This window comes from Mesorhizobium sp. WSM4840 (assembly GCF_055811755.1).
In genome coordinates this window covers 168,304-189,678 of the sequence record NZ_JBVVQD010000007.1, presented here as the reverse complement: position 1 = coordinate 189,678, position 21,375 = coordinate 168,304, and the positions used below count along the sequence as shown (strand labels likewise).

Here is a 21,375-nt window from a genome sequence, read left to right as displayed (position 1 = left end):
CGTTCAGGCGCCTTCAACAATGACGAAGTGACCGGTCGAGGCGGCAAGCCTGTACTTCAATGCCTCCCGGTATTCAGGCGACTCGTAGCATTCTATCGCCCTGTCGTAGGACTCGAACTCCACCAGGACGTGGCGGTTGCCTGTCGCCCCTTCCGGGTTCGCGTAACGCCCCGCACGCACGGGAAACTTCGCACCATATTTCGCAAACGCCGCCGCGTTCGCCTCGATATATTGCTTGTAGCCCTCGGGATCGCGGACATCGATCATCGCCATCCAGTAGCCTTTCTTGCTCATTATCCTAGGGCCTCCAGCGCAGGAAATTGGTGATCAGCGCCAGGCCAAGCGCCTGGCTCTTTTCGGGATGAAACTGCGTGCCGGCGAGATTGTCGCTGACAACAGCGGCCGTCACCGGACCGCCATAATCGGCAATCGCGAGCACGTCGTCGGCTTTCCTGGCGTCGAGATGATAGGAGTGGACGAAATAGGCGTGCAATCCCTTGGTGCCGGTCGGAATGCCGGAAAACAGCGGATGCTTGCGCGTGAGCTCGATCGTGTTCCAGCCGATCTGCGGTATCTTTAGCGCCGAATCGGCCGGGGTGATCTCCTTGACGTCGCCGGCGACCCAGCCAAAACCTTCTGTAACAGTCTTTTCCAGGCCCCGCTCCGACATCAGCTGCATGCCGACGCAGATGCCGAGGAACGGCCGCCCCTTGACGGTCGCGACCTCCTCGACCGCTTCCCACATGCCGGCCACAGCGCGCAGCCCGGCCGCGCAATCGGCATAGGCGCCGACGCCGGGCAGGACGATGCGGTCGGCGGTCCTAACACGCTCGGCGTCGGCGGTCAGGTCGATCGCGGCGGCTATACCGGCTTCATGCGCGGCGCGCTCGAAGGCTTTGGTGGCCGAGCGCAGGTTGCCCGAGCCGTAGTCGATGATCGCGACCCGCATATCAGGGTCTTCCCGGAGCGTGGTTCAGCCCCAGCGCGATGCCCATCTGCGCTGGCCGGGCATGGGCTGGATCCGGGATGATGCGTTGCGCGGGCGCTTGCTCATCCGAATGCGTTTCGGTTTCCAGCACATAGCGCGTATCGGCATCGTCGATCCTGTCGGCCGCGATAACTCCCCATTCATGCCAGCCACGACGGCGCAACGCGGCAATCCGCAAGGCCTGACCTTCCAGACCGACGTAGAGCGATACAAGCAGCGACAGCAGCGGGCCGGCGAGCCCAAGGTTCAATCCTTCGGCAAGCATCGAAAGGAGAGCCATGGCGACAAACGCCAGTGCTGCCTCGATCCACAACCGGTGCCAGAGCAGCCACAGCGGCGGCACGAGGAAGCCGAGCCAGGAAAACCCATCACGGACAAAGGCCGTTGTGTCAGGCTTTTCGCCGCGGCCCGGCGGTTCCATCACGACGTAGATCGCCATCGCCTATCCCTTCAGAGATCCCTTGGTGGAAGGAACCGCGTCCGGCTGGCGCGGGTCGCTTTCAAGCGCGATGCGCAGCGCACGCGCCACCGCCTTGAAGCAGGTCTCGGCGATGTGGTGATTGTTGGCGCCGTAGTGGTTGGTGACATGCAGCGTGATGCCGGCATTCTGCGCCAGGGCCTGGAAGAATTCGCGCACCAGTTCGGTGTCGAACGTGCCGATCTTCGGCGACGAGAACGCAACGTTCCAGACAAGGAAAGGACGGCCGGAGACGTCGATCGCCGCGCGCGTCAGCGTCTCGTCCATGGCGAGATCGACCGAGGCATAGCGCATGATGCCGCGCCGCTCGCCCAACGCCTTGGCCAGCGCCTGGCCGAGCGCGATGCCGGTGTCCTCGACCGTGTGGTGGTCGTCTATGTGCAGATCACCCTTGGCCTTGATCGTCATGTCGATCAGCGAATGGCGCGACAGTTGGTCCAGCATGTGGTCGAAGAAGCCGACGCCCGTCGAAATATCGGATTTTCCCGAGCCGTCGACCTGGACCGATACGGAGATGTCGGTTTCCCCAGTCTTGCGGCTGGCGTTGGCGGAACGGGGCGGCATGACCTCATCCTTGTCCAGAGTTCAGGCGTTCCAAGCGTCCACATGCTTGAAAACGAGAGCCTTCTAGCAGCATGATCCGGCGATTGCCAGTTGCCATGCCAAGGGATATCGAGCCTGGCGGATGGCCGGTTGGCAATCATCGGACCTATGCATACATATGGTCGATCAAGTCACTCGTAACGCGCCAATCGCCTTTTCGGGACCGGTGCTGATCGGAGCAGAATATGTCGAATGAACTGACCATGCACGCCACGACGATCTTGACCGTGCGCAGGGGCGGCAAGGTGGTGATCGCCGGTGATGGCCAGGTCAGCCTTGGCCAGACGATCATGAAAGGCAACGCCAAGAAGGTGCGCCGCATTGGCAAAAGCGGCAATGTCATTGCCGGTTTCGCCGGCGCCACCGCTGATGCCTTCACGCTTCTGGAGCGGCTCGAGGCTAAGCTCGAACAATATCCGGAGCAATTGACGCGGGCCTGCGTCGAACTCGCCAAGGACTGGCGCACGGACCGCTATCTGCGCCGGCTGGAAGCGATGATGCTGGTTGCCGACAAGTCGGTCTCACTGGCGCTGACCGGCACCGGCGACGTGCTCGAACCCGAACATGGCGTGATGGCGATCGGTTCGGGCGGCAACTACGCGCTGGCCGCGGCGCGCGCGCTGATGGACTCCGACAAGGATGCCGAAGAAATCGCCCGCAAGGCGATGCAGATCGCATCCGACATTTGCGTCTACACCAACAACAACTTTGTCATCGAAACCCTCGATGCCGGCTGAGCCGATCGCTGGCCATGATCCCGAAAAGTGGAAACCGGTTTTTGCTTCGCTGACCTTCGGTTCGGAGAAGATCATGGCCAAACAAGAAAATAGATATGACTTTCGGCCGGTGACGGAGGCGGACCTGCCAATGATCGCGGCATGGCTGGCCGAGCCGCATGTCGCGGAGTGGTGGGACGATCCCGAGACGGAGATCGCCCAGATCCGCGAACACATCGACAGCATTTCCGTTGAGCCGCTGATCATCGAGCTCGACGGCGAGCCGATCGGGTACATGCAGAGCTACGACCCGCATCTGGAGGACGGCCATCCCTACAGCGACCAGCCGTTCGGTACGCTCGGCATCGATCTGTCGATCGGCAGGCCTGAGCTTATCGGACGCGGCCACGGCTCGGCGATTGTCCGGCAGTTCGTGGAACAGCTGTTCGCGGAAGGGGTGCCGCGTGTCATCATCGACCCGGATCCATCCAACGGACGAGCGATCCGTGCCTATGAAAAGGCCGGTTTCAGAGCTATCGATCGAAGGCAATCGGAATATGGCGACGCCGTACTGATGGCAATCGATGCCGAAGAGGGCGATGTAAAAGAGGGTGACGCCGAATAGGGCGACGCCGAAGAGGGGCAGTAACAACATGAGCACAACCGGCGCCGACAAGACCGTCTCGGCCTATGAAGACAGTTGGCGGATGGGGCTTCTGCTCGTCCTCGGCCTGATCATATTCCAGGCCGGAGCCCTTTACGGCATGGGCCGAACGCCGATCTGCACATGCGGCTATGTCAAGCTGTGGCACGGCATCGTGCAGAGTTCGGAGAATTCCCAGCATATTTCCGACTGGTACACATTCTCGCACCTCATCCACGGCTTCCTGTTCTATGCGCTGGCCTGGTTTCTGTTCCCGCGCTCGCCGATCGGGCTCAGGCTGGCATTTGCGGTCGTCATAGAGGGCGGCTGGGAACTTCTCGAGAACAGCCCTTTGATCATCGAGCGCTACCGCGCCGGCACGATCTCGCTCGACTATTACGGCGACAGCATCATCAATTCGCTGGCGGACACGCTGGCGATGGTGCTGGGATTTGTGATGGCGCGCAGGCTTCCTATATGGGTGATCGTGACCCTGTCCGTCATCTTCGAATTCGGTGTTGGCTACATCATCCGGGACAATCTGACACTCAACGTGATCATGCTGCTGCATCCGTTCGAGTCCATCCGGCAGTGGCAAAGTGGAATTTAGGAATATGAGCACATTTTCGCCCCGCGAGATCGTTTCGGAACTCGATCGCTTCATCATCGGCCAGAAGGACGCCAAGCGCGCCGTGGCCATCGCCTTGCGCAACCGCTGGCGCCGCCAGCAGCTCGAAGGCCAGATGCGTGAAGAGGTGATGCCGAAGAACATCCTGATGATCGGCCCGACCGGCGTCGGCAAGACCGAGATCTCGCGCCGCCTGGCACGCCTTGCCGGTGCGCCGTTCGTCAAGGTCGAGGCGACCAAATTCACCGAGGTCGGCTATGTCGGCCGCGACGTCGAGCAGATCATCCGCGACCTGGTCGAGATCGCTATCGGGTTGGTGCGCGAGAAAATGCGCGAGGATGTCAAGGCGCGGGCCCATATCAATGCCGAGGAACGTGTGCTGGAAGCGCTCGTCGGCAAGACGGCGAGCCCGGCCACGCGCGACAGTTTCCGCAAGAAGCTGCGCGACGGCGAGCTCGACGACAAGGAGATCGAGATCGAGGTGAGCGATACCGGCACTGGCGGCATGCCCGGCTTCGAGATCCCGGGCATGCCGGGCGCCAATATCGGCGTGTTGAACATCAACGACATGCTGTCGAAAGCGATGGGCGGCCAGAAGACCAAGACGCGCAAGACGACGGTGAAGGAATCCTACGCAGTGCTGGTCGGCGACGAGTCCGACAAGCTGCTCGACCAGGAGGAGGTGGTGCGCAGGGCGCTCGAATCGACCGAAAACGACGGCATCGTCTTCCTCGACGAGATTGACAAGATCGCCTCGCGCGAAGGCGGCATGGGTGCCGGTGTTTCCCGCGAAGGCGTGCAGCGCGACTTGCTGCCGCTTGTCGAAGGCACTACGGTCGCGACCAAATACGGGCCGGTGAAGACGGACCACATCCTGTTCATCGCATCGGGTGCGTTCCACGTTGCCAAGCCGTCCGACCTGCTGCCCGAACTGCAGGGCCGTCTGCCGATCCGCGTCGAGCTGCGTGCGCTGGAGAAGGACGATTTCGTCCGCATCCTGACCGAGACCGAGGCCAGCCTGATCAAGCAGTACATCGCGCTGATGAAGACCGAGGGCGTCGATCTCGTTTTCACCGACGACGCCATCGATTCGCTGGCCGGCATCGCCGTCGATCTCAACGCCAGCGTCGAGAACATCGGCGCCAGGCGGCTTCAGACGGTGATGGAGCGGGTGCTGGACGAGATCTCCTATGACGCGCCGGACCGCCATGGCACGGCGGTGACCATCGACGCCGCCTATGTGCAAAAGCATGTCGGCGACCTGTCCAGAAACACGGATTTGTCGCGTTTCATCCTGTAGCAGGCGATCCATCCTACAAGAAATGGGCCGGGCGAGCCGGCAAGTTCTGAAACGTGTGGCCAAATGGAAGCATCCGGCCAGCTTTTGTCTTGCCAGGCGCAAGGGCTCTCGACTCCCCATCCAGCTTTACCTAGTTTGCCCGGCAACTACAGCGCCGCGCATCAGTTGGGCGTGCAAGGGGCGTTATTCAGTTGGTTTTGCGCATGACCCCGAAAATCGATTCCGGGGTTATGCGCTGTTGCAGGCGGCGCGCATGAAAAAACTGATCCTCGTCATTCTCGGGCTGACGCTGGCGACAGCCATGTTCGCCGCCGAAGCGGCGACGATGGTGCCGCCGGGCAACAGTCATGCCGAGCAGCCCAACATACCGGGCGCCTCAAACCGGCGCACCCATGCCACCAACACCACCTTCCAGGCAAAATACAGCAAGGTCTATGCGCTGCTGCAGCACGACGCCGGTCTTCGCGGCAAGATCAGCCAAGCGGCGGCGACCTATGGCATCGACCCGATGCATATCGTCGGCGCCATCGTCGGCGAGCACACCTACAATGTCGACGCCTATGACCGGCTGCAGACCTACTACGTCAAGGCGATCTCCTATCTGTCGAGCAAGCTGTCCTTCGCCTATGAAGGCGAGGACATCACCGATTTCGTGCAGCGGCCGCAATTCCAGGAATGCGCCGGCAAAACGGATAGTTACACGCTCTGGGAATGCCGCGAGCAGGTGTGGAACCAGTCCTTTCGCGGCAAGACTGTCGGCGGCGAGATCTTCCCCGACGACCGCTTCGGCGCCACCTTCTTCCAGCCCTATTATGCCGGCCAAACCTTCGGCCTTGGTCAGCTCAATCCGCTGACCGCGTTGCAGATGAGCGATCTCGTGCACCAGGTTTCCGGCCTGCCGAAGCTCGACGTCGGCGATCCGAACGCGGTCTACAAAACCATCATGGATCCGGACCTGACACTGGATTATGTCGCAGCGACGATCCGGAAATCGATCGATGCCTACCAGAGCATTGCCGGCTTCGACATATCGGGCAATCCCGGCATCACATCGACACTCTACAATGTCGGCAATCCGGAACAGCGCGCCCATGCGCTGAAGGCCGAGAACGACAGGCGCCGCGACGCGGGCGAACCGGAGAAGCTGCCCGAGGAAAATTACTATGGCTGGCTGGTCAACGACAAATTGCCGGAGCTGAAGGCGTTGTTTTAGTGGTGAAATCCGACTCTTGGTGCCTGACGACCACAGCCGCCCTGGGGTTGAGCTGCTGTTGGCGAGAGCCGATACAAGAGCGCAAATGCAGTGGACGACGCACTCGGCCAAGGAGCCTATTGCCCTTGATGCAATCCCTTGCATCCGCGCACTTAGGCTCGGGGTTCGCGCCCGCTTCGGAAGCGTTCGTAAGCGCCTAACTTGTCCGGGAGGGTTTCCTGTGGTCCGCTTGAAGGCACGGCTGAAAGCGGCTTCGGAAGGAGAGCGAGATCGGTCACCGCGCTATCAGGGTCGTCGGCGATGGCATGTTTGGTGCCATGCGGCAGGAGCACGACATCGCCCTTGTCCAGCCGCTTCGGTTCAGACCCCTCGACAAGCACCCAACAGGTGCCTTCGGCCACGAAATGGAAGCGAATTCCTTTTTGGAATTGCAGGCCGATGCCCCAAGGCCGCGTCACCTCGGCCCGGCAGTAACTCACCTCCGCTGGCCTGAGATCACGCAGGAATTGTCCAAGAAGGGCTACGACGGGATCGGCAGAATTGGATGATCGAGCATACATCTCGGACGCAATATCATTGTTCGTCCGCCATTCCACAATAGGCTTCTCCCCTGCTACCAATAGATTCGTGGCAACGTGGCAACATTGAGGGAGATGTCGGTGCTTTTTCCAAAGCTCGTGGCGGCGATAGCCGCAGTTGTTATCCTGCCGTCTCAGACTTACGCCCTGGAGAATACATACCTGCCCGTTGAGAAGGTGCCGTATTATGAGGAAATGCCTGGCCAGCCCCACCGACTGGGCCCCTTATGGGGCAAGCGCGATGTGGGTCCGGCCGGAACGCTGCTGAAAGTCCCCGGGGGATGGCAAGCACCCATACATGCACATACGGCAGACTATCAGGGCGTTGTCATCGAGGGCATCTGGAGCCACTGGGTGCCCGAAACGGGCGAGGGCAAAGGGATCGAGCTGCGGCCCGGATCATACTGGACCCAGAAGGCAGACGAGATGCACGCCGATGCCTGCATGTCCGAAAAGCAGTGCGTGATCCTTCTTATCAACACCGAGCCTTATTCCACTCTTTTCAAGAGCCGGTAGCTGGGCAACAACAATGCAGTGTGACCTGGACGGGCAGAGGCCCAATGGCTACCAAGCGTCGGATTGTCACCACTAGAGCGGGATGAATTGAGTCTGAATCGAAGGGGGATTCCCGAAGGCGCGCAAATCAGATTCAACCTGCTGGCTGGGTCAGGAGGCCAGCATGGATGGGCAAGCCTTACTCGATGGATCTTCGCACGCGGGTGGTAGCGTCGGTTGAGCGGGAGGGCCTGTCGCGACGTCAGGCGGCAGAGCGCAACGGGGTTGGAATCAGCACGGTCATCCGATGGGTGCGCCGCTTGCGCGAGACGAACAAGCTGACACCCGGCAAGATGGGTGGGCACAGACCGAAGAAGATTGCCGGAGAGCATCGGGAGTGGCTGTTGGTACGCTGCCGGGCGGCGGAGTTCACACTGCGCGGTCTTGTGGCCGAGCTTGGCGATCACGGCCTGAAGGTCGATTACCGCTCGGTATGGGAGTTCGTCCATGCCGAGAAGCTCAGTCACAAAAAAAGACGCTGATCGCCAGTGAGCAGGATCGCCCGGATGTGGCGCGCCGGCGGGCACAGTGGGCAAAGTATCAGGACCGCATCGATCCTTCCCGCCTGGTGTTCATCGACGAAACCTGGACCAAGACCAATATGGCGCCGCTCAGAGGATGGGCGCCGCGCGGCGAGAGGATCAAGGCCAAGGTGCCGCACGGTCATTGGAAGACCATGACCTTCTTGGCGGCACTGCGCCAAGACCGTGTCGATGCACCATGGCTGATCGACGGACCGATCAACGGCGAGCGTTTCCAGCTCGATGTCGATGCGGTTCTCGTCCCAACCCTCAAGCCCGGTGACATCGTCATCATGGACAATCTCGGTTCGCACAAGGGCAAGGCCGTGCGCCGTGCCATCCGCTCGGCCGGCGCCAGGCTGTTCTTGCTGCCCAAATACTCCCCCGACCTCAACCCTATTGAGAAATTCTTCGCCAAGCTCAAGCATTGGCTGCGCAAGGCTGCCAGGCGAACGGTCGAGACCGTCTGTGACGCCATCGGCCAAATCCTCGGCACTGTCACGTCAACCGAATGCAGAAATTACTTCATCGAGGCCGGCTTTGCGCCAACCTAAATTCATCCCGCTCTAGAGCGACAAGCGTTCCGCCAGTTCCGGAACCCGCACCGGCTCACGCCGCCAGCAGCGACTTCAGCTTGATCGTTTGCGAACCGAGCGCCTCAGGCGCCGGTTTTGCCCGCCTTGCGATCAGCATCTCGGCCAACCTTATGTCGCGGGCCACTGAATTGCCTGGGCCGATGCCGCTCGCCGCGACCAGCCTGCCGTCCTCGGCCAGATGGAAAAGGATGAAGGCGCCGTCGTCGAGGTCGCGGCGCACGACCTTGCTGCCATCGTCCGAAAGCCCAGCGATCTGCAAGGTCAGGCCGTACTGATCCGACCAGAACCATGGCACCGCCGCGTGGGCCTCACCGGCGCCAAGCATGTTCCTGGCCGCAAGCGCGCCCTGCTCCTGCGCGTTGCGCCAGGCCTCCAGCCGCACGCGCCGGCCGCCATAGACGGCAAGCGGAAACGAGCAGCAATCGCCGGCGGCGAAGATGTCCGGATCGCTGGTGCGAAGCTCGGCATCGACCGCTATGCCGTTGTCGATCGTCAGCCCCGCCTCCGCGGCAAGTCCGGTCACTGGCACGGCGCCGATGCCGATCACGGCCAGATCGGCGACGATGTCCTGTCCGCCGGCAAGCGCGATGCGCACCTCGGCGCCGTCGTCGGCGATCGCCGCGATGGCGTCGCCGCACAGGATTTTCACGCCTTCGGCTTCATGCGCCTCGTGGATGATTTTGGCGATCTCGGCCGGCACGCCGCGAGTCAGGATGCGCGGCTGCGCCTCAATGATAGTGACCGTTGCCCCCAGCCTGCGCGCCGCGGCGGCAAGTTCGAGGCCGATGAAGCCGCCGCCAACGATGGCAATGCGGTTTCCGGCGCTGAGATGGGCGCGAATGGCCAACGCGTCGTTGAAGGTCCGGAGATAGACGCAACGCGCTCCAAGGCCGGGCATCGGCAGCTTGCGCGGCACCGACCCGGTTGCCAGCAAGAGCTTGTCGTATGGCAGGATCGAGCCGTCCGACAGGCGCACGCCATGCGCCGCGCGGTCGATCGCCATCGCCTGAACCGAATGGATATGCCGGATCGATCTCTCGGCCAGGATCTCATCGCTGGCGACCGCTTTGATCACGGGCACATCGCTGGCCATCGCGTCTTTCGACAGCGGCGGCCGCTCATAGGGCAGATGCGGTTCGTCGCCGACCAGCGTCACCGGGCCATCATAGCCAAGATCGCGCAGCGCCAAGGCAGCCCGCCCGCCGCATTCGCCGGCACCGATGATGACCATCCCTTTCGTCATCACCGTCACCCGATCTGAATGAGGATTTTGCCGGCGTCGAGTTTGACCGGATATGTCCTGAGATTGACGCAGACCGGCGCGCCCCTTGCAGCACCGGTCTTGTAGTTGAAGCGGCCATTGTGCTTCGGGCATTCGATGATGTCGTCCATCACCAGCCCGTCGGCCAGATGCACCTTCTCATGCGTGCAAAGACCGTCCGTCGCGAAATATTCGTCGTCGGGGCTGCGATAGATGGCGAAGGTGCGGCCGCCATGGTCGAACCGCATCACGTCCTCTTCGTCGATGTCTTCGGAATCACAGGCTTCGACCCAGTCGCTCATCAGTCCTCCCGGCGGTTTTTTGCTTGGCCAACTTGCCCGGCACGGGCGCATGTCATTCCGCTGCTGCCGCGACAGCATCGTTGTCGTTGTGGAATTCCTCGCGATAGGGCTTCGCGGTCGGCGGCAGCGCGCGCTTGAGGAAATAGTCCTCATTGCGCAGCTGGCGCAGGAAGGCAGGCACCATCTCGCGATAGCCGGCCAGGATCGACGGCGTCGGCGCCGGCAGATCGTGCTTGATCAGCTCATGCAGCCTCGGCAGCGCGTGATAAGGCACCATCGGGAACATGTGATGCTCAACATGGTAGTTCATGTTCCAGTAGATGAAGCGGCTGATCGGGTTCATGTAGACGGTGCGGCTGTTGAGGCGGTGGTCGATGACATTTTCGGCGAGGCCGCCATGCTGCAGCAGGCCAGTCATGACGTGATGCCAGGCGCCGTAAAGCCTGGGCAGCCCGACCAGCATCAAGGGCAGGAACGACCCGCTATAAAGTGCCAGCGCGATCGTCGCGGCATAGATCGCGGCCCAGATGCGGGCAATGCGGATCGCCTTTGGCTGCTCCTGCTCCGGAATGAAGGTCTTTTCCGCCGGGCTGATGATGCCGGCCGCATTGCGAACCATGTCGGCCATGGCATGCCAGGCATCAACAATGCCGAAGAAGTTGAGCACGACGCGCAACAGGTCCGGTGGGCGCATCACCGCGATTTCCGGATCGCGGCCGACGATGATCGTATCGGTGTGATGCCGGGTATGGCTCCAGCGCCAGGTCACCGGATTGCGCATGATCATGAAGCAGGCGATCTGATAGATCGCATCATTCATCCACTGCGTCCTGAACGCGGTGCCGTGACCGCATTCGTGCCAGCGTGAATCGGTGGAAGAGCCGTAGAGGACGCCATAGACGAAGAAGAACGGCACGCACCACCATGTGCCCCAGAACCAGGCGCCGCCCGCGCCGCTCAGGATCAGGGCACCGAGCCAGATGGTGGTGTCGCGGATCGCCGGCCCGTCGGAGCGCTGCATCAGCTCCTTCATCTGCTTTCGGGGCACGTCGGTGTGATACCATTCGGCCGCGGCCAGCCCCGTCTCGACGGCAAGCTTCGCGTCGCGGCCGAGCAGGCTGTAGTCGCGCCAGGACGGTGCTGCGTCCATCGTTGCGTCCATGGGAGTACCTCCACCAGCGCCCTACGATCCGCCCCGGCCAATGACCGGGCCGCGGTCGCAAGCATCGTAGGCTAGAAATAGCGCCAAGCCATGATAGGCTCAATATCACAAAGATAGTTTCTATCATTTCCCATCAGAATGATGTAGACTGCTTTGGCAAGCGAAGAGACAGCCATGGCAAAACGGCCGACCATCACCGATCTGGCGCGCGCCTCCGGCGTCAGCGTCGCCACCGTCGACCGGGTGCTGAACAATCGCCTGCCGGTGCGTGAGGAAACCGCGCGCCGTGTCTATGAGGTCGCGACCGATATCGGCTATCACGCCGCCGGACTGATCAAGCAGCGGATGCGCCAAGAACTACCGGAGTACCGGCTCGGTTTCCTGCTGCTGAGGGGCAATGATGTTTTCTACAGCGATTTCGCGCGGGAGCTCGAACTGGCGGTGTCGCAATCGCAGCGCTTCCGCGGCGTCGCAACCATCGACTTCGCCAGTTCTCTGGCGCCCGACGAGATCGCTGCCCAGATGCGCAAGCTGGCGGCGAAATCCAGGGCCGTCGCCCTTGTCGGTCCGGACCATCCGACGCTGACGGCAGCCGTCGAGACCCTGAAGGCAAGGGGGCAACCCGTCTTCTCCCTGCTATCCGACTTTGCCGCCGGCATCCGCGAAGGCTATGTCGGCCTCGACAACCGCAAGGTCGGCCGCACCGCGGCCTGGATGATCGCCAGGGCGGCGAGGAAACCCGGCAAGGTCGCCCTTTTTGTCGGCAGCCATCGCTTCCATGGCCATGAGCTACGCGAGATCGGCTTCAGATCATTCTTCCGCGAGCATGCGCCGGAATTCGCGGTGCTGGAGACGCTGGTCAATCTGGAGGCCAACCAGGTGACCCATGATGCGATGATCGATCTTCTGGCGCAGTACCCGGATCTTGCCGGCTGCTACGTCGCCGGCGGCGGCATGGAAGGCGCGGTCTCGGCGCTCAGGGCAGCGAGGCCCGTAAATATGCCGGTGGTCGTCTGCAACGAGATCAACGCCGAGTCGCGCGCGGCGCTCGCCGACAACATCCTGACCATGGTGATTTCGACGCCGCTGGCAGCACTATGCCGCGAGCTTGTCGGGCTGATGGCGCATGCCATCGAGGCAGGCGCTGCCAATGCGCCGGGCCAGACCTTCCTGCCGTTCGATATCTATCTACCGGAAAACATCTAGGTTCGGGCAAAACACCTGGGCTCAGACAAGGCATCCAGGTTCAGATCGGACACCACGATGCGTCAGCAATGATGTGAACCATCAGCCTGATGGATTCTTGCAGAAGATTTACCGACCCTCAGCCGCGTTTATCCGAAAATCCGGCATCCGCTTTCGGAATCTCCTTGACGCCCGCACGCAGAATGGAATAAATATTTCACTAGATAGGTATTTTGGTTCTTTCGTTCCGGAACATCTGTTTCAACGGAAGGCGTGGCGTTCCAGTCGACGCGGAAATCGCCATCGGGAACGGGGATGGCAATAGGGAGAGATTCCCTGGGAGATCGGGGATTCCGGGTAGATCGGTGCAGCCGGACACCAATTCTGTGGAGGAGAAATAAAATGAAGAAACTGCTGTTGGGCGCCGCATTCTTGGCGCTGATGAGCTCGTCCGCCCTCGCCGCCAAGATCGGCGTTTCGATGGCGCTGTTCGACGACAATTTTCTCACCGTGCTGCGCAACGGCATGATCGAGCAGGCCAAGGGCATGGAGGGCGTGGAACTGCAGGTCGAGGACGCGCAGAACGACGTCGCCAAGCAGCTCGACCAGATCAAGAACTTCGTCGCCTCGGGCGTCGACGCGATCATCGTCAATCCGGTCGACACCTCGGCCACCCAGGCAATGTCGGACGCCGCGGCTGCGGCCAAGGTTCCGCTGGTCTATGTCAACCGCGAGCCGGTCAATGTCGACACGCTGCCCGACAACCAGGCCTTCGTCGCCTCGAACGAGGTTGAGTCAGGCACTCTCGAGACCCAGGAAGTCTGCCGCCTGTTCAAGGAGGCCGGCAAGACCGAGGCCAATGTCTACGTGATCATGGGCGAGCTGTCGAACCAGGCCGCGGTGCAGCGCACCAAGGACATTGACGACGTGATCGCCACTCCGGAATGCGGCTTCATCAAGATCATCGACAAGCAGACGTCGAACTGGAAACGCGAGGAAGCGCAGAACCTGATGACCAACTGGCTGTCGACCGGCACGCCGTTCGATGGCGTGATCGCCAACAATGACGAAAGCGCCATCGGTGCGATCCAGGCCATGAAGGCCGCCAACATCGACATGAAATCGGTTGTCGTCGGCGGTGTCGACGCCACCCAGGACGCGCTTGCCGCGATGCAGGCGGGCGACCTCGACGCGACCGTGTTCCAGGACGCGGCCGGCCAGGGCGCCGGGGCGCTGGACGCCGCGCTCAAGCTTTCCAAGGGCGAGGCGGTCGAACAGAAGGTCTACATCCCCTTCCAACTGGTCACGCCGGCAAACATCGACAAGTTCCTTAAGAAGAACTGAGGCTGCGAGACCGTTTCGATAGGGAGCGGCGCGTCAGAGCATCGGAACCGGTTTGGGGTAATCCAATGTTCAAGCAAAAGAAGCGCCGTTCCTCTTTTCCTTATCGCCGTAGACAGGCGGCGGGAGGGCGACTGCTGACGGAGGAAGCAAGATTTGGCACAGACAACCCATGGCGTCGGCGGACTCAGCTATGATGCGAAGAAGCGCACATGGCCTGCCGAATTCAACGTTTTCCTGGCGCTCATCATCCTTGTCGGCGCCTTCGAGCTGATAGGCCGGGTCTTTCTTGGCGACAGCTTCCTGTTCAACACCCGCCCCAATGTCGATACGATCTTCAACGAGGCGCGCCTGCAGATCATCATCCTGCAGGTGTCGATCGTCGGCATCATCGCCATTGGCGTGACGCAGGTGATCATTTCCGGCGGCATCGACCTTTCCTCTGGTTCGATCGTCGGCGCCACGGCGATGATCGCCATGAGTTTCGCCCAGGTGGCGACGGTCAACGGCAACCCTAATCCCAAGGCGATGTTCCTCGCGCAAGGCTGGACCGACCTGCCGGTGATCGTGCCGGTGCTCGTCGCGATCGGCTGCGGCCTGCTGGCGGGCCTGGTCAACGGCTCGTTGATCGCCTACACCCGCATTCCGCCTTTCATCGCCACGCTCGGCATGATGGTCACCGCGCGCGGCATCGCCAAATGGTGGTCCAAGGGGCAGCCGATCTCGTTTCCCACCGAAAGTTTCGCCGCCATCGGCAAGGGGCTGATGCCGGTCATCATCTTCATATCGCTGGCAATTCTGTTCCAGCTGATCCTGTCATACACCAGGTACGGGAAGCACTGTTATGCCATCGGCTCCAACGAGGATGCCGCCCGCATGTCCGGCATAAATGTCCAGAACCACAAGATCCTCGTCTTCGTCATTGCCGGTATCCTCGCCTCGCTTGCCGCCGTGGTGCTGAGCTCCAAGAACCTCACCGCTCAGGCCGGCATGGGCGTGATGTACGAACTGGACGCGATCGCCATGGCGGTCATCGGCGGCGTCTCGCTGTCGGGCGGCCGCGGCTCGATCATCGGAACGGTGATCGGTGCGCTGATCTTCGGCGTCATCATCTCCGGCTTCACCTTCCTGCGCCTCGACGCCTATTACCAGGAGATGGTCAAGGGCGTGATCATCATCGGCGCAGTCGTTCTCGACCAGTGGCGGCAGCGCCTGCGGGCAATGAGGGCTTGATCATGTCAGACATCGTCCTGAAGACCGAAAACCTGACCAAATACTATGGCGGCGTGCATGCGCTGGAAAGCGCGAACTTCGAACTGCGCAAGGGCGAGCATGTCGCCATCATGGGTGACAACGGCGCCGGCAAATCGACCTTCGTGCGCCAGATCACCGCCGTCGAGCAGCGTACCAGCGGCAAGGTCTGGTTCGACGGCAAGGAAGTGAACTTCGCGGGCCCGATCGCGGCGCGCGAGGCGGGCATCGAAACGGTGTTCCAGAACCTGGCGCTCGCCGACGATCTCGACGTGCCATCGAACCTGTTTCTCGGCCGCGAAAAGGTGCTTTTCAATCTCGGGCCTTTCTCGATCCTCGATCGCAAGTTCATGCGCAAGGCGACCGAGGCAGCGTTGATCCGCACGGCGGTCAAGATTCCCAACCTTTCCAACACCATCCGCCACATGTCGGGCGGCCAGCGCCAGTGCGTGGCGATCGCCAGAACCGCTACCTTCGCTTCCAAGCTCATCATCATGGACGAGCCGACGGCAGCACTTGGTGTGCAGGAGACGATGCAGGTCGAAAACATCATCCGCACGCTGAAAGCCAATGGCGAGCCGCTGATCCTGATCAGTCACAACATGCGCCAGGTGTTCGACCTGGTCGACCGTATCGTCGTCTTCCGGCGCGGCCGCATCGTCGCCAATCTGCGCAAGCAGGACACCGACGGCAACGACATCGTCTCATACATCACCGGCGCCAAGACCGGGGAGGCAGAACTTGCGGCCTAGAATGGATGCCGAGGTGGCGGGTCATCAGCGCGTCGCCGGTCTGCTACGATCAGAAAACCGCCTGCGCCTCTTTGCCTGACAGGCAGGCGCGGACACACTTGCTTTCGAACCATCCCAAAGGATTCCCATGCCTCTCCGTTTCGCTCTTCTCGGTGCCGGTCGTATCGGCAAGGTCCATGCCCGCGCCGTGGGTTCCAATCCGCAGGCCAGGCTGGTCGCCGTCGCCGATGCCTTCGAGAAAGCGGCGACCGAGCTGGCGTCGGCCTATGGTGCTGAAGTGCGCAGCATCGAGGCCATCGAAAAAGCCGGGGATATCGATGCGGTCATCATCTGCACGCCGACCGACACCCATGCCGATCTGATCGAGCGGTTCGCCAAGGCCGGCAAGGCGATCTTCTGCGAGAAGCCGATCGACCTCGACGCCGGCAGAGTGGAGGAATGCCTGGCCGTGGTCGACAAGGCCGGCGCCACTTTGATGGTCGGCTTCAACCGCCGCTTCGATCCGCATTTCGCCGCCGTGCGCAAGGCGATCGACGACGGCGCCATCGGCACCGTCGAGATGGTGACCATCACATCGCGCGATCCAGGCCCGCCGCCGCTCGACTATATCGGCCGCTCGGGCGGCATCTTCCGCGACATGACCATCCATGATTTCGATATGGCGCGCTTCCTGCTCGGCGAGGAGCCGGTGGCGGTCAGCGCCCATGCCTCGGTGCTGGTCGACAGACAAATCGGCGAGGCCGGCGATTTCGACAGCGTCAGCGTCATCCTCGAAACCGCCTCCGGCAAGCAGTGCATCATCTCCAATTCGCGGCGCGCCACCTACGGCTACGACCAGCGCATCGAGGTGCATGGCTCGAAAGGCATGGTCGCGGCCGAGAACCAGCGGCCGGTGTCGATCGAGCTAGCCAATGAAAAGGGCTATACGCGCCCGCCGCTGCACGACTTCTTCATGACCCGCTATCTCGACGCCTACGCCAACGAGATCGCCGCCTTCATCGCGGCAGCGACGTCAGGCAAGAAGGCGGCGCCGAGCGGCAAGGACGGGCTCGTCGCGCTGAGGTTGGCGGACGCGGCGCTGAAATCGGCTAGGGAAGGCAAGACCATTCGCCTCGACAACACAGTCTGACTATCAAGCACAGGAGCAAGGCGATGAACGGTTCCGCCGGTCGCAATTCCGAAACACGCGCTATCGTCACCGGCGGCGCGCAAGGCATCGGCTTCGCCGTCGCCGAGACGCTGGCCGACGAGGGCTGCCGCGCCCTGGCGCTGGTTGGCCGTTCCAGGGAGAAGGGCGACAAGGCGGTCGCCGCACTTGGGAAAAACGGCGTCGACGCCATCTTCATCAGCGCCGACGTCTCGGTGGTGGCCGACTGCAAGCGGGTCGTCGAAACGGCGATCGCTCATTTCGGCACCGTCAATTCGCTGGTCAACGCTGCCGCCACCTCGGCCCGCGGCTCACTGGTCGAGACCACCGAGGAAACATTCGACCAGATATTTCAGACCAATGTGCGCGGCCCCTTCTTCCTGATGCAGGGTGTGGTGGCACACCTGCTCGACCGCAAGGCGCCCGGCTCAATCGTCAATGTGCTGTCGATGTCGGCGCATTGTGGCCAGTCGTTCCTGGCGCCCTATTCGTCGAGCAAGGGCGCACTGGCGACGCTGACCAAGAATGTCGCCAATGCCTACCGCAGCAATCGCATCCGCTGCAACGCCGTGCTGCCCGGCTGGATGGATACCGAGGGCGAGGCGATCGTGCAGAAGAAATGGCACGACGCGCCGGACGACTGGCTGGAAAAGGCCGAGGCCGCGCAGCCGATGGGCCAATTGGTGAAGCCGGACCAGCTTGCCTGGCTGATCAGCTATATGGTCAGCTCGCAGTCGGGCGTCATGACCGGGTCGCTGGTCGATTACGACCAGAACATTGCAGGGTCGTCGCCGGAGTAGCATCATCAGACGGTGGGTGGTGTCTCAGTTTGAATTTCGGCTGTGGGTGGTTTTCTGCCCTCCGCCTCGCCAATCGGAACGAGCAGGCAGCGCCAGAAGCGGAACTACAAATGCGCAGCCAGGAAGGTCCGGCATCGCCCCCGAGGCGGACCTTCCCAAAATTTGCCCGGAAGCCCGCGCCCTGCCCCATTGATGCCCAATGCGGCTTGTGCAGCTCTGAATAAGTAGCCATTGTGAAGGTGAGGCCATCGGGGGCGCACGTGAAGGCAGACAGTCAAGCTGTTCGTATGAACGGGGCGGATGTCCTCGCTGAAGTGCTTTTGGCGAATGACGTGACGGTATGCTTCGCCAATCCGGGAACATCGGAAATGCATTTCGTCGCGGCGCTGGATCGCAAGCCAGAATTGCGATGCGTGCTCGGTCTCAGCGAGGGCGTCGTCACCGGCGCTGCCGACGGCTACGCGCGAATGACCGGTCACCCCGCCGCAACCTTGCTTCACACAGGACCAGGGCTTGCCAATGGGTTGGCCAATTTGCACAACGCACGCCGCGCCCGCACACCGATGATAAATATCGTGGGTGACCATGCTTCCTATCACCTTCCGCTCGACGCGCCGTTGGCCACGGACATCGAAGGACTGGCAGCGCCGATGTCGAATTGGGTGCGTCGCGTCAACGGTTCCCTGGATGTCGGCCCTACGGCTGAGGCGGCCTATCGTGCCTCGTTGTCGCCGCCAGGAGTTGCAACGATGATTCTGCCTGCCGATGCTGCGTGGGGAGAGGTTGCCGCGCCTTCGCCTTGGCGAAAGATATCGATCGACACACCTCGCTCGCCCGATCCTCAAACGGTGCGAGCGGTGGCAAGAGCCATCCGCGCCAATCCGGGGCGCGTCGCAATCGTTGTCGGCGGAACCGCTGCGCGCGCCGACGCGCTTGCCATCGCAGGCCGGATCGCGACTGCGTGCGACGTTCGGCTCTTCAACGAAGTGTTGGTAGCCCACACTCAGCGTGGCCTCGGGCGAGTCGCTCCGGTGCGCATTCCTTATCCGATCGACTTGGCGCTCGATGTCTTGAAGGACCTCGACCTGTTAGTTCTTGTCGGCGCGCCGGAACCGGTGGCGTTCTTCGCGTATCCAGGAAAGCCCGGTAGGTTGGTTCGGGATGATTGTACAGTCCTGACGCTGACCAAGCACGGCGAGGATTTGAAGGGAGCGCTGGAAGCACTGCATGACGAACTCGGCGTGAAGCGAACGCAGTCCCTGCAACTGATCGCGCCAAAAGGAGACGAAGGCTATCCAGTTGGACAACTGACTGACGATGCGGTTGCGGTTATTGTCGCGCACAAAATTCCCGACAACGCCATCATATGCGAGGAGGCAATAACCTCTGGCCGACGGTTCTTCGCACTCTCCGCCTTCGCGGCTCCACATGACTTCATCTCGCCGACGGGAGGATCCATCGGTGACGGCATCCCTCTGGCAACGGGTGCTGCTGTCGGGTGTCCGGATCGAAAGGTAATCAACCTCCAGGCCGATGGGAGCGCCATGTATACCGTGCAGGGGCTTTGGACCCAGGCCCGCGAGCATCTCGATGTGACGACGATCATCTTCTCAAATCGGACTTACGCAATCCTCCACGCCGAGATGCGTAACGTTGGGGTCGCCTCCATCGGGACAAATGCTCAACGAATGCTCGATCTCGATAATCCCCCAATCGATTGGGTCTCCCTTGCGCGCGGTTTTGGCGTCGAGGCAGCAGTTGCCACCACCTGCGAGACGTTCAGTACGCTGCTTGATGCGGCCTTGTCGCGCCAGGGGCCGTTTCTCATCGAGGCACGATTATGAAAGTGCCTAATTGGCAAAGGCGCTGCGTGTTTTTTCCGGCTCAAATGACAAAAGTTCCACCGCTTTCGAACCTTGCATGGCGACCACATAAAGGTCGCCTTGGGGTCAAGGGCGTGAATTCGGCACGAGCGAACGAACTTCCGCAACGGGTCGTGAGCCGAAATTCAAATAGAGACACTACCGACGCGTGACAAGCGCTCCGGCTTCGGCTATAGGGCTGACATGATCCACCTGACCGCCTCGTTCTGGTATTTTAGCTACGGCAGCTCGCTGGCGGCGGGAGGATTGCGCTCGATCTGAAGATTGCAGCAACAACATCCGATCAGCCGCCAGACCTGGCGGCTTTTTTGTTTCAGCCGGCAGGTCTCCCAACCAGGAGCAGAAAGCCGTGTTGACCACCACCGACGATCTTCGGGTCAAGGAAATAAGGGAATTGAGTACGCCGGACCAGGTGATGCGGGAGATACCGCGCACGCTGACGGCGACGCGCACCGTTGCCGCGGCACGCAACGCCATCCACGCCGTGCTGACCGGCGCCGACGATCGGCTGATCGTCGTCGTCGGCCCCTGTTCGATCCACGACCCGGCCGCTGCCGTAGACTATGCCAGCCATCTGGCGGGGTTGCGCGAGAGCCTGTCGGACCGGCTGGAGATCGTGATGCGCGTGTATTTCGAGAAGCCGCGCACGACGGTCGGCTGGAAGGGCCTGATCAACGATCCCGACCTGGACGGCAGCTTCAACATCGACAAAGGACTGAGACTGGCCCGCAACGTGCTCTCCGCCGTCAACAATCTCGGCCTTCCGGCGGCGACCGAATTCCTCGACATGGCGACCCCGCAATACATTGCCGACCTCGTCGCCTGGGGCGCGATCGGCGCGCGCACGACAGAGAGCCAGATCCATCGCGAACTTGCATCCGGCCTGTCCTGCCCGGTCGGCTTCAAGAATGGCACCGACGGCAATTTGCGGATCGCCGCCGAAGCGGTGAAATCCGCCGCTCAGCCGCATCATTTCATGGCGGTGACGAAGGGCGGGCGCAGCGCCATCGCGACGACCACCGGCAACGAGGACTGCCACGTCATCCTGCGCGGCGGCATCGTGCCGAACTATGACGCGACGAGCATAGCTGCCGCCTGCGCGGAACTCGGCCGGATCGGCGTAGCGCCACGGCTGATGATCGATGTCAGCCACGCCAACAGCAACAAGAAGCCGGAGAACCAGCCGACGGTGGCGGCTGACGTGGCGGGCCAGGTCGCGGCAGGCGATGAGCGCATCATCGGCGTCATGATCGAGAGCAACCTCGTCGCCGGCCGGCAGGACATCATGCCCGGCAAGCCGATCGTCTACGGCCAGAGCATCACCGATGGCTGCATCGACTGGGCAACCACCGAGACGGTGCTGCACGGCCTTGCCGACGCCGTCGAGCGGCGCCGATCAGCGCGACGCGCTATCATCTCCAGCCGTCCGGGCGCCGCCTGAAGCTTTCACCTTCTCCCCTTGTGGGAGAAGG

23 protein-coding genes are annotated in these 21,375 nt (G+C 61.9%); 15 read left to right on the top strand and 8 right to left on the bottom strand.

Annotated features, from left to right (window positions below; genetic code table 11):
- Nucleotides 1-3: 3 nt before the first annotated feature.
- Genes AC0L3I_RS12715 through hisB form a run of 4 tightly spaced genes read right to left on the bottom strand, consistent with a single transcriptional unit; the run spans nt 4 to nt 2,030 of the window.
- Complete coding sequence (locus tag AC0L3I_RS12715; protein ID WP_473484473.1) at nt 4-294, bottom strand: DUF1330 domain-containing protein; 291 nt, start codon at nt 292-294, stop codon at nt 4-6.
- Between the two features lie 4 nt (nt 295-298).
- Complete coding sequence (hisH, locus tag AC0L3I_RS12710; RefSeq protein ID WP_473527104.1) at nt 299-949, bottom strand: imidazole glycerol phosphate synthase subunit HisH; 651 nt, start codon at nt 947-949, stop codon at nt 299-301.
- Nucleotide 950: 1 nt separating this feature from the next.
- Nucleotides 951-1,427, bottom strand: coding sequence for a DUF2628 domain-containing protein (locus tag AC0L3I_RS12705; protein WP_473527103.1), 477 nt, complete (start codon nt 1,425-1,427; stop codon nt 951-953).
- Between the two features lie 3 nt (nt 1,428-1,430).
- A complete protein-coding gene (hisB, locus tag AC0L3I_RS12700) occupies nt 1,431-2,030 on the bottom strand; it encodes an imidazoleglycerol-phosphate dehydratase HisB (RefSeq protein ID WP_473527102.1) in 600 nt (199 codons plus the stop codon).
- Nucleotides 2,031-2,254: 224 nt separating this feature from the next.
- Between hisB and hslV the strand changes: the two genes are divergently transcribed.
- The 5 genes from hslV (at nt 2,255) to AC0L3I_RS12675 (ending at nt 6,569) form a co-directional block, all read left to right on the top strand.
- On the top strand, nt 2,255-2,806 hold the full coding sequence (gene hslV / locus AC0L3I_RS12695) for an ATP-dependent protease subunit HslV (protein ID WP_192357920.1): 552 nt from the start codon (nt 2,255-2,257) through the stop codon (nt 2,804-2,806).
- A 73-nt stretch (nt 2,807-2,879) separates the two neighbouring features.
- Nucleotides 2,880-3,410 (top strand): GNAT family N-acetyltransferase, encoded by a 531-nt coding sequence (locus AC0L3I_RS12690; protein WP_473484479.1) that lies wholly within the window; start codon nt 2,880-2,882, stop codon nt 3,408-3,410.
- A gap of 28 nt (nt 3,411-3,438) precedes the next feature.
- Nucleotides 3,439-4,038, top strand: a complete 600-nt coding sequence (locus tag AC0L3I_RS12685; RefSeq protein ID WP_473527101.1) for a DUF2585 domain-containing protein — start codon at nt 3,439-3,441, stop codon at nt 4,036-4,038.
- Nucleotides 4,039-4,042: 4 nt separating this feature from the next.
- A complete protein-coding gene (gene hslU / locus AC0L3I_RS12680) occupies nt 4,043-5,356 on the top strand; it encodes an ATP-dependent protease ATPase subunit HslU (protein ID WP_473527100.1) in 1,314 nt (437 codons plus the stop codon).
- 253 nt (nt 5,357-5,609) lie between these two features.
- Entirely contained in the window at nt 5,610-6,569 is a 960-nt protein-coding gene (locus tag AC0L3I_RS12675) for a DUF1402 family protein (protein ID WP_473527099.1), read from the top strand.
- A gap of 152 nt (nt 6,570-6,721) precedes the next feature.
- Here the strand turns inward: AC0L3I_RS12675 and AC0L3I_RS12670 are convergent, their stop codons facing one another.
- The gene (locus AC0L3I_RS12670) at nt 6,722-7,129 is read right to left on the bottom strand and encodes a cupin domain-containing protein (RefSeq protein WP_473527098.1); all 408 of its coding nucleotides are present in this window, start codon (nt 7,127-7,129) and stop codon (nt 6,722-6,724) included.
- Nucleotides 7,130-7,228: 99 nt separating this feature from the next.
- Here AC0L3I_RS12670 and AC0L3I_RS12665 point away from each other — a divergent pair, with 99 nt between their 5' ends.
- Both AC0L3I_RS12665 and AC0L3I_RS12660 read left to right on the top strand, forming a co-directional pair.
- The gene (locus tag AC0L3I_RS12665) at nt 7,229-7,663 is read left to right on the top strand and encodes a DUF4437 domain-containing protein (protein ID WP_473527097.1); all 435 of its coding nucleotides are present in this window, start codon (nt 7,229-7,231) and stop codon (nt 7,661-7,663) included.
- 167 nt (nt 7,664-7,830) lie between these two features.
- A protein-coding gene (locus tag AC0L3I_RS12660) for an IS630 family transposase (protein WP_473527096.1) occupies nt 7,831-8,777 on the top strand; the annotation gives its coding sequence in 2 pieces (ribosomal slippage) (nt 7,831-8,169 and nt 8,172-8,777; 945 coding nt in all).
- A gap of 55 nt (nt 8,778-8,832) precedes the next feature.
- Here AC0L3I_RS12660 and AC0L3I_RS12655 read toward each other — a convergent pair.
- Genes AC0L3I_RS12655 through AC0L3I_RS12645 form a run of 3 tightly spaced genes read right to left on the bottom strand, consistent with a single transcriptional unit; the run spans nt 8,833 to nt 11,544 of the window.
- Complete coding sequence (locus AC0L3I_RS12655) at nt 8,833-10,062, bottom strand: NAD(P)/FAD-dependent oxidoreductase (RefSeq protein WP_473527095.1); 1,230 nt, start codon at nt 10,060-10,062, stop codon at nt 8,833-8,835.
- Between the two features lie 5 nt (nt 10,063-10,067).
- Nucleotides 10,068-10,382 carry a MocE family 2Fe-2S type ferredoxin gene (locus AC0L3I_RS12650; protein ID WP_473527094.1) on the bottom strand — a complete coding sequence of 105 codons (315 nt, stop codon included), beginning with the start codon at nt 10,380-10,382 and terminating at the stop codon, nt 10,068-10,070.
- A gap of 52 nt (nt 10,383-10,434) precedes the next feature.
- Complete coding sequence (locus AC0L3I_RS12645; RefSeq protein ID WP_473527093.1) at nt 10,435-11,544, bottom strand: fatty acid desaturase family protein; 1,110 nt, start codon at nt 11,542-11,544, stop codon at nt 10,435-10,437.
- 174 nt (nt 11,545-11,718) lie between these two features.
- Between AC0L3I_RS12645 and AC0L3I_RS12640 the strand changes: the two genes are divergently transcribed.
- From AC0L3I_RS12640 to AC0L3I_RS12605, 8 genes are all read left to right on the top strand, one after another.
- Nucleotides 11,719-12,750, top strand: coding sequence for a LacI family DNA-binding transcriptional regulator (locus AC0L3I_RS12640; protein WP_473527092.1), 1,032 nt, complete (start codon nt 11,719-11,721; stop codon nt 12,748-12,750).
- 381 nt (nt 12,751-13,131) lie between these two features.
- Nucleotides 13,132-14,073, top strand: a complete 942-nt coding sequence (locus AC0L3I_RS12635; RefSeq protein WP_473527091.1) for a sugar ABC transporter substrate-binding protein — start codon at nt 13,132-13,134, stop codon at nt 14,071-14,073.
- Between the two features lie 153 nt (nt 14,074-14,226).
- The gene (locus tag AC0L3I_RS12630) at nt 14,227-15,303 is read left to right on the top strand and encodes an ABC transporter permease (protein WP_473527090.1); all 1,077 of its coding nucleotides are present in this window, start codon (nt 14,227-14,229) and stop codon (nt 15,301-15,303) included.
- Between the two features lie 2 nt (nt 15,304-15,305).
- Entirely contained in the window at nt 15,306-16,073 is a 768-nt protein-coding gene (locus tag AC0L3I_RS12625) for an ATP-binding cassette domain-containing protein (protein WP_023796933.1), read from the top strand.
- A gap of 127 nt (nt 16,074-16,200) precedes the next feature.
- Nucleotides 16,201-17,202 (top strand): inositol 2-dehydrogenase, encoded by a 1,002-nt coding sequence (gene iolG, locus AC0L3I_RS12620; RefSeq protein WP_473527089.1) that lies wholly within the window; start codon nt 16,201-16,203, stop codon nt 17,200-17,202.
- 23 nt (nt 17,203-17,225) lie between these two features.
- On the top strand, nt 17,226-18,020 hold the full coding sequence (locus AC0L3I_RS12615; protein WP_473484506.1) for an SDR family oxidoreductase: 795 nt from the start codon (nt 17,226-17,228) through the stop codon (nt 18,018-18,020).
- A gap of 287 nt (nt 18,021-18,307) precedes the next feature.
- Complete coding sequence (locus AC0L3I_RS12610) at nt 18,308-19,864, top strand: acetolactate synthase large subunit (RefSeq protein WP_473484508.1); 1,557 nt, start codon at nt 18,308-18,310, stop codon at nt 19,862-19,864.
- A 388-nt stretch (nt 19,865-20,252) separates the two neighbouring features.
- Nucleotides 20,253-21,344: a 3-deoxy-7-phosphoheptulonate synthase gene (locus AC0L3I_RS12605; RefSeq protein WP_473527088.1), complete on the top strand. Its 1,092-nt coding sequence runs from the start codon at nt 20,253-20,255 to the stop codon at nt 21,342-21,344.
- Nucleotides 21,345-21,375 lie beyond the last annotated feature (31 nt).

Coding starts and splice junctions, on each gene's coding strand:
- AC0L3I_RS12690 (WP_473484479.1), top strand. CDS start 2,880: ATGGCCAAACAAGAAAATAGATATGACTTTCGGCCGGTGACGGAGGCG.
- AC0L3I_RS12615 (WP_473484506.1), top strand. CDS start 17,226: ATGAACGGTTCCGCCGGTCGCAATTCCGAAACACGCGCTATCGTCACC.
- hslU (WP_473527100.1), top strand. CDS start 4,043: ATGAGCACATTTTCGCCCCGCGAGATCGTTTCGGAACTCGATCGCTTC.
- AC0L3I_RS12610 (WP_473484508.1), top strand. CDS start 18,308: ATGAACGGGGCGGATGTCCTCGCTGAAGTGCTTTTGGCGAATGACGTG.
- AC0L3I_RS12675 (WP_473527099.1), top strand. CDS start 5,610: ATGAAAAAACTGATCCTCGTCATTCTCGGGCTGACGCTGGCGACAGCC.
- AC0L3I_RS12715 (WP_473484473.1), bottom strand. CDS start 294: ATGAGCAAGAAAGGCTACTGGATGGCGATGATCGATGTCCGCGATCCC.
- hisB (WP_473527102.1), bottom strand. CDS start 2,030: ATGCCGCCCCGTTCCGCCAACGCCAGCCGCAAGACTGGGGAAACCGAC.
- hisH (WP_473527104.1), bottom strand. CDS start 949: ATGCGGGTCGCGATCATCGACTACGGCTCGGGCAACCTGCGCTCGGCC.
- AC0L3I_RS12655 (WP_473527095.1), bottom strand. CDS start 10,062: ATGACGAAAGGGATGGTCATCATCGGTGCCGGCGAATGCGGCGGGCGG.
- hslV (WP_192357920.1), top strand. CDS start 2,255: ATGTCGAATGAACTGACCATGCACGCCACGACGATCTTGACCGTGCGC.
- AC0L3I_RS12640 (WP_473527092.1), top strand. CDS start 11,719: ATGGCAAAACGGCCGACCATCACCGATCTGGCGCGCGCCTCCGGCGTC.
- AC0L3I_RS12635 (WP_473527091.1), top strand. CDS start 13,132: ATGAAGAAACTGCTGTTGGGCGCCGCATTCTTGGCGCTGATGAGCTCG.
- AC0L3I_RS12705 (WP_473527103.1), bottom strand. CDS start 1,427: ATGGCGATCTACGTCGTGATGGAACCGCCGGGCCGCGGCGAAAAGCCT.
- AC0L3I_RS12625 (WP_023796933.1), top strand. CDS start 15,306: ATGTCAGACATCGTCCTGAAGACCGAAAACCTGACCAAATACTATGGC.
- AC0L3I_RS12650 (WP_473527094.1), bottom strand. CDS start 10,382: ATGAGCGACTGGGTCGAAGCCTGTGATTCCGAAGACATCGACGAAGAG.
- AC0L3I_RS12685 (WP_473527101.1), top strand. CDS start 3,439: ATGAGCACAACCGGCGCCGACAAGACCGTCTCGGCCTATGAAGACAGT.
- iolG (WP_473527089.1), top strand. CDS start 16,201: ATGCCTCTCCGTTTCGCTCTTCTCGGTGCCGGTCGTATCGGCAAGGTC.
- AC0L3I_RS12670 (WP_473527098.1), bottom strand. CDS start 7,129: ATGTATGCTCGATCATCCAATTCTGCCGATCCCGTCGTAGCCCTTCTT.
- AC0L3I_RS12645 (WP_473527093.1), bottom strand. CDS start 11,544: ATGGACGCAACGATGGACGCAGCACCGTCCTGGCGCGACTACAGCCTG.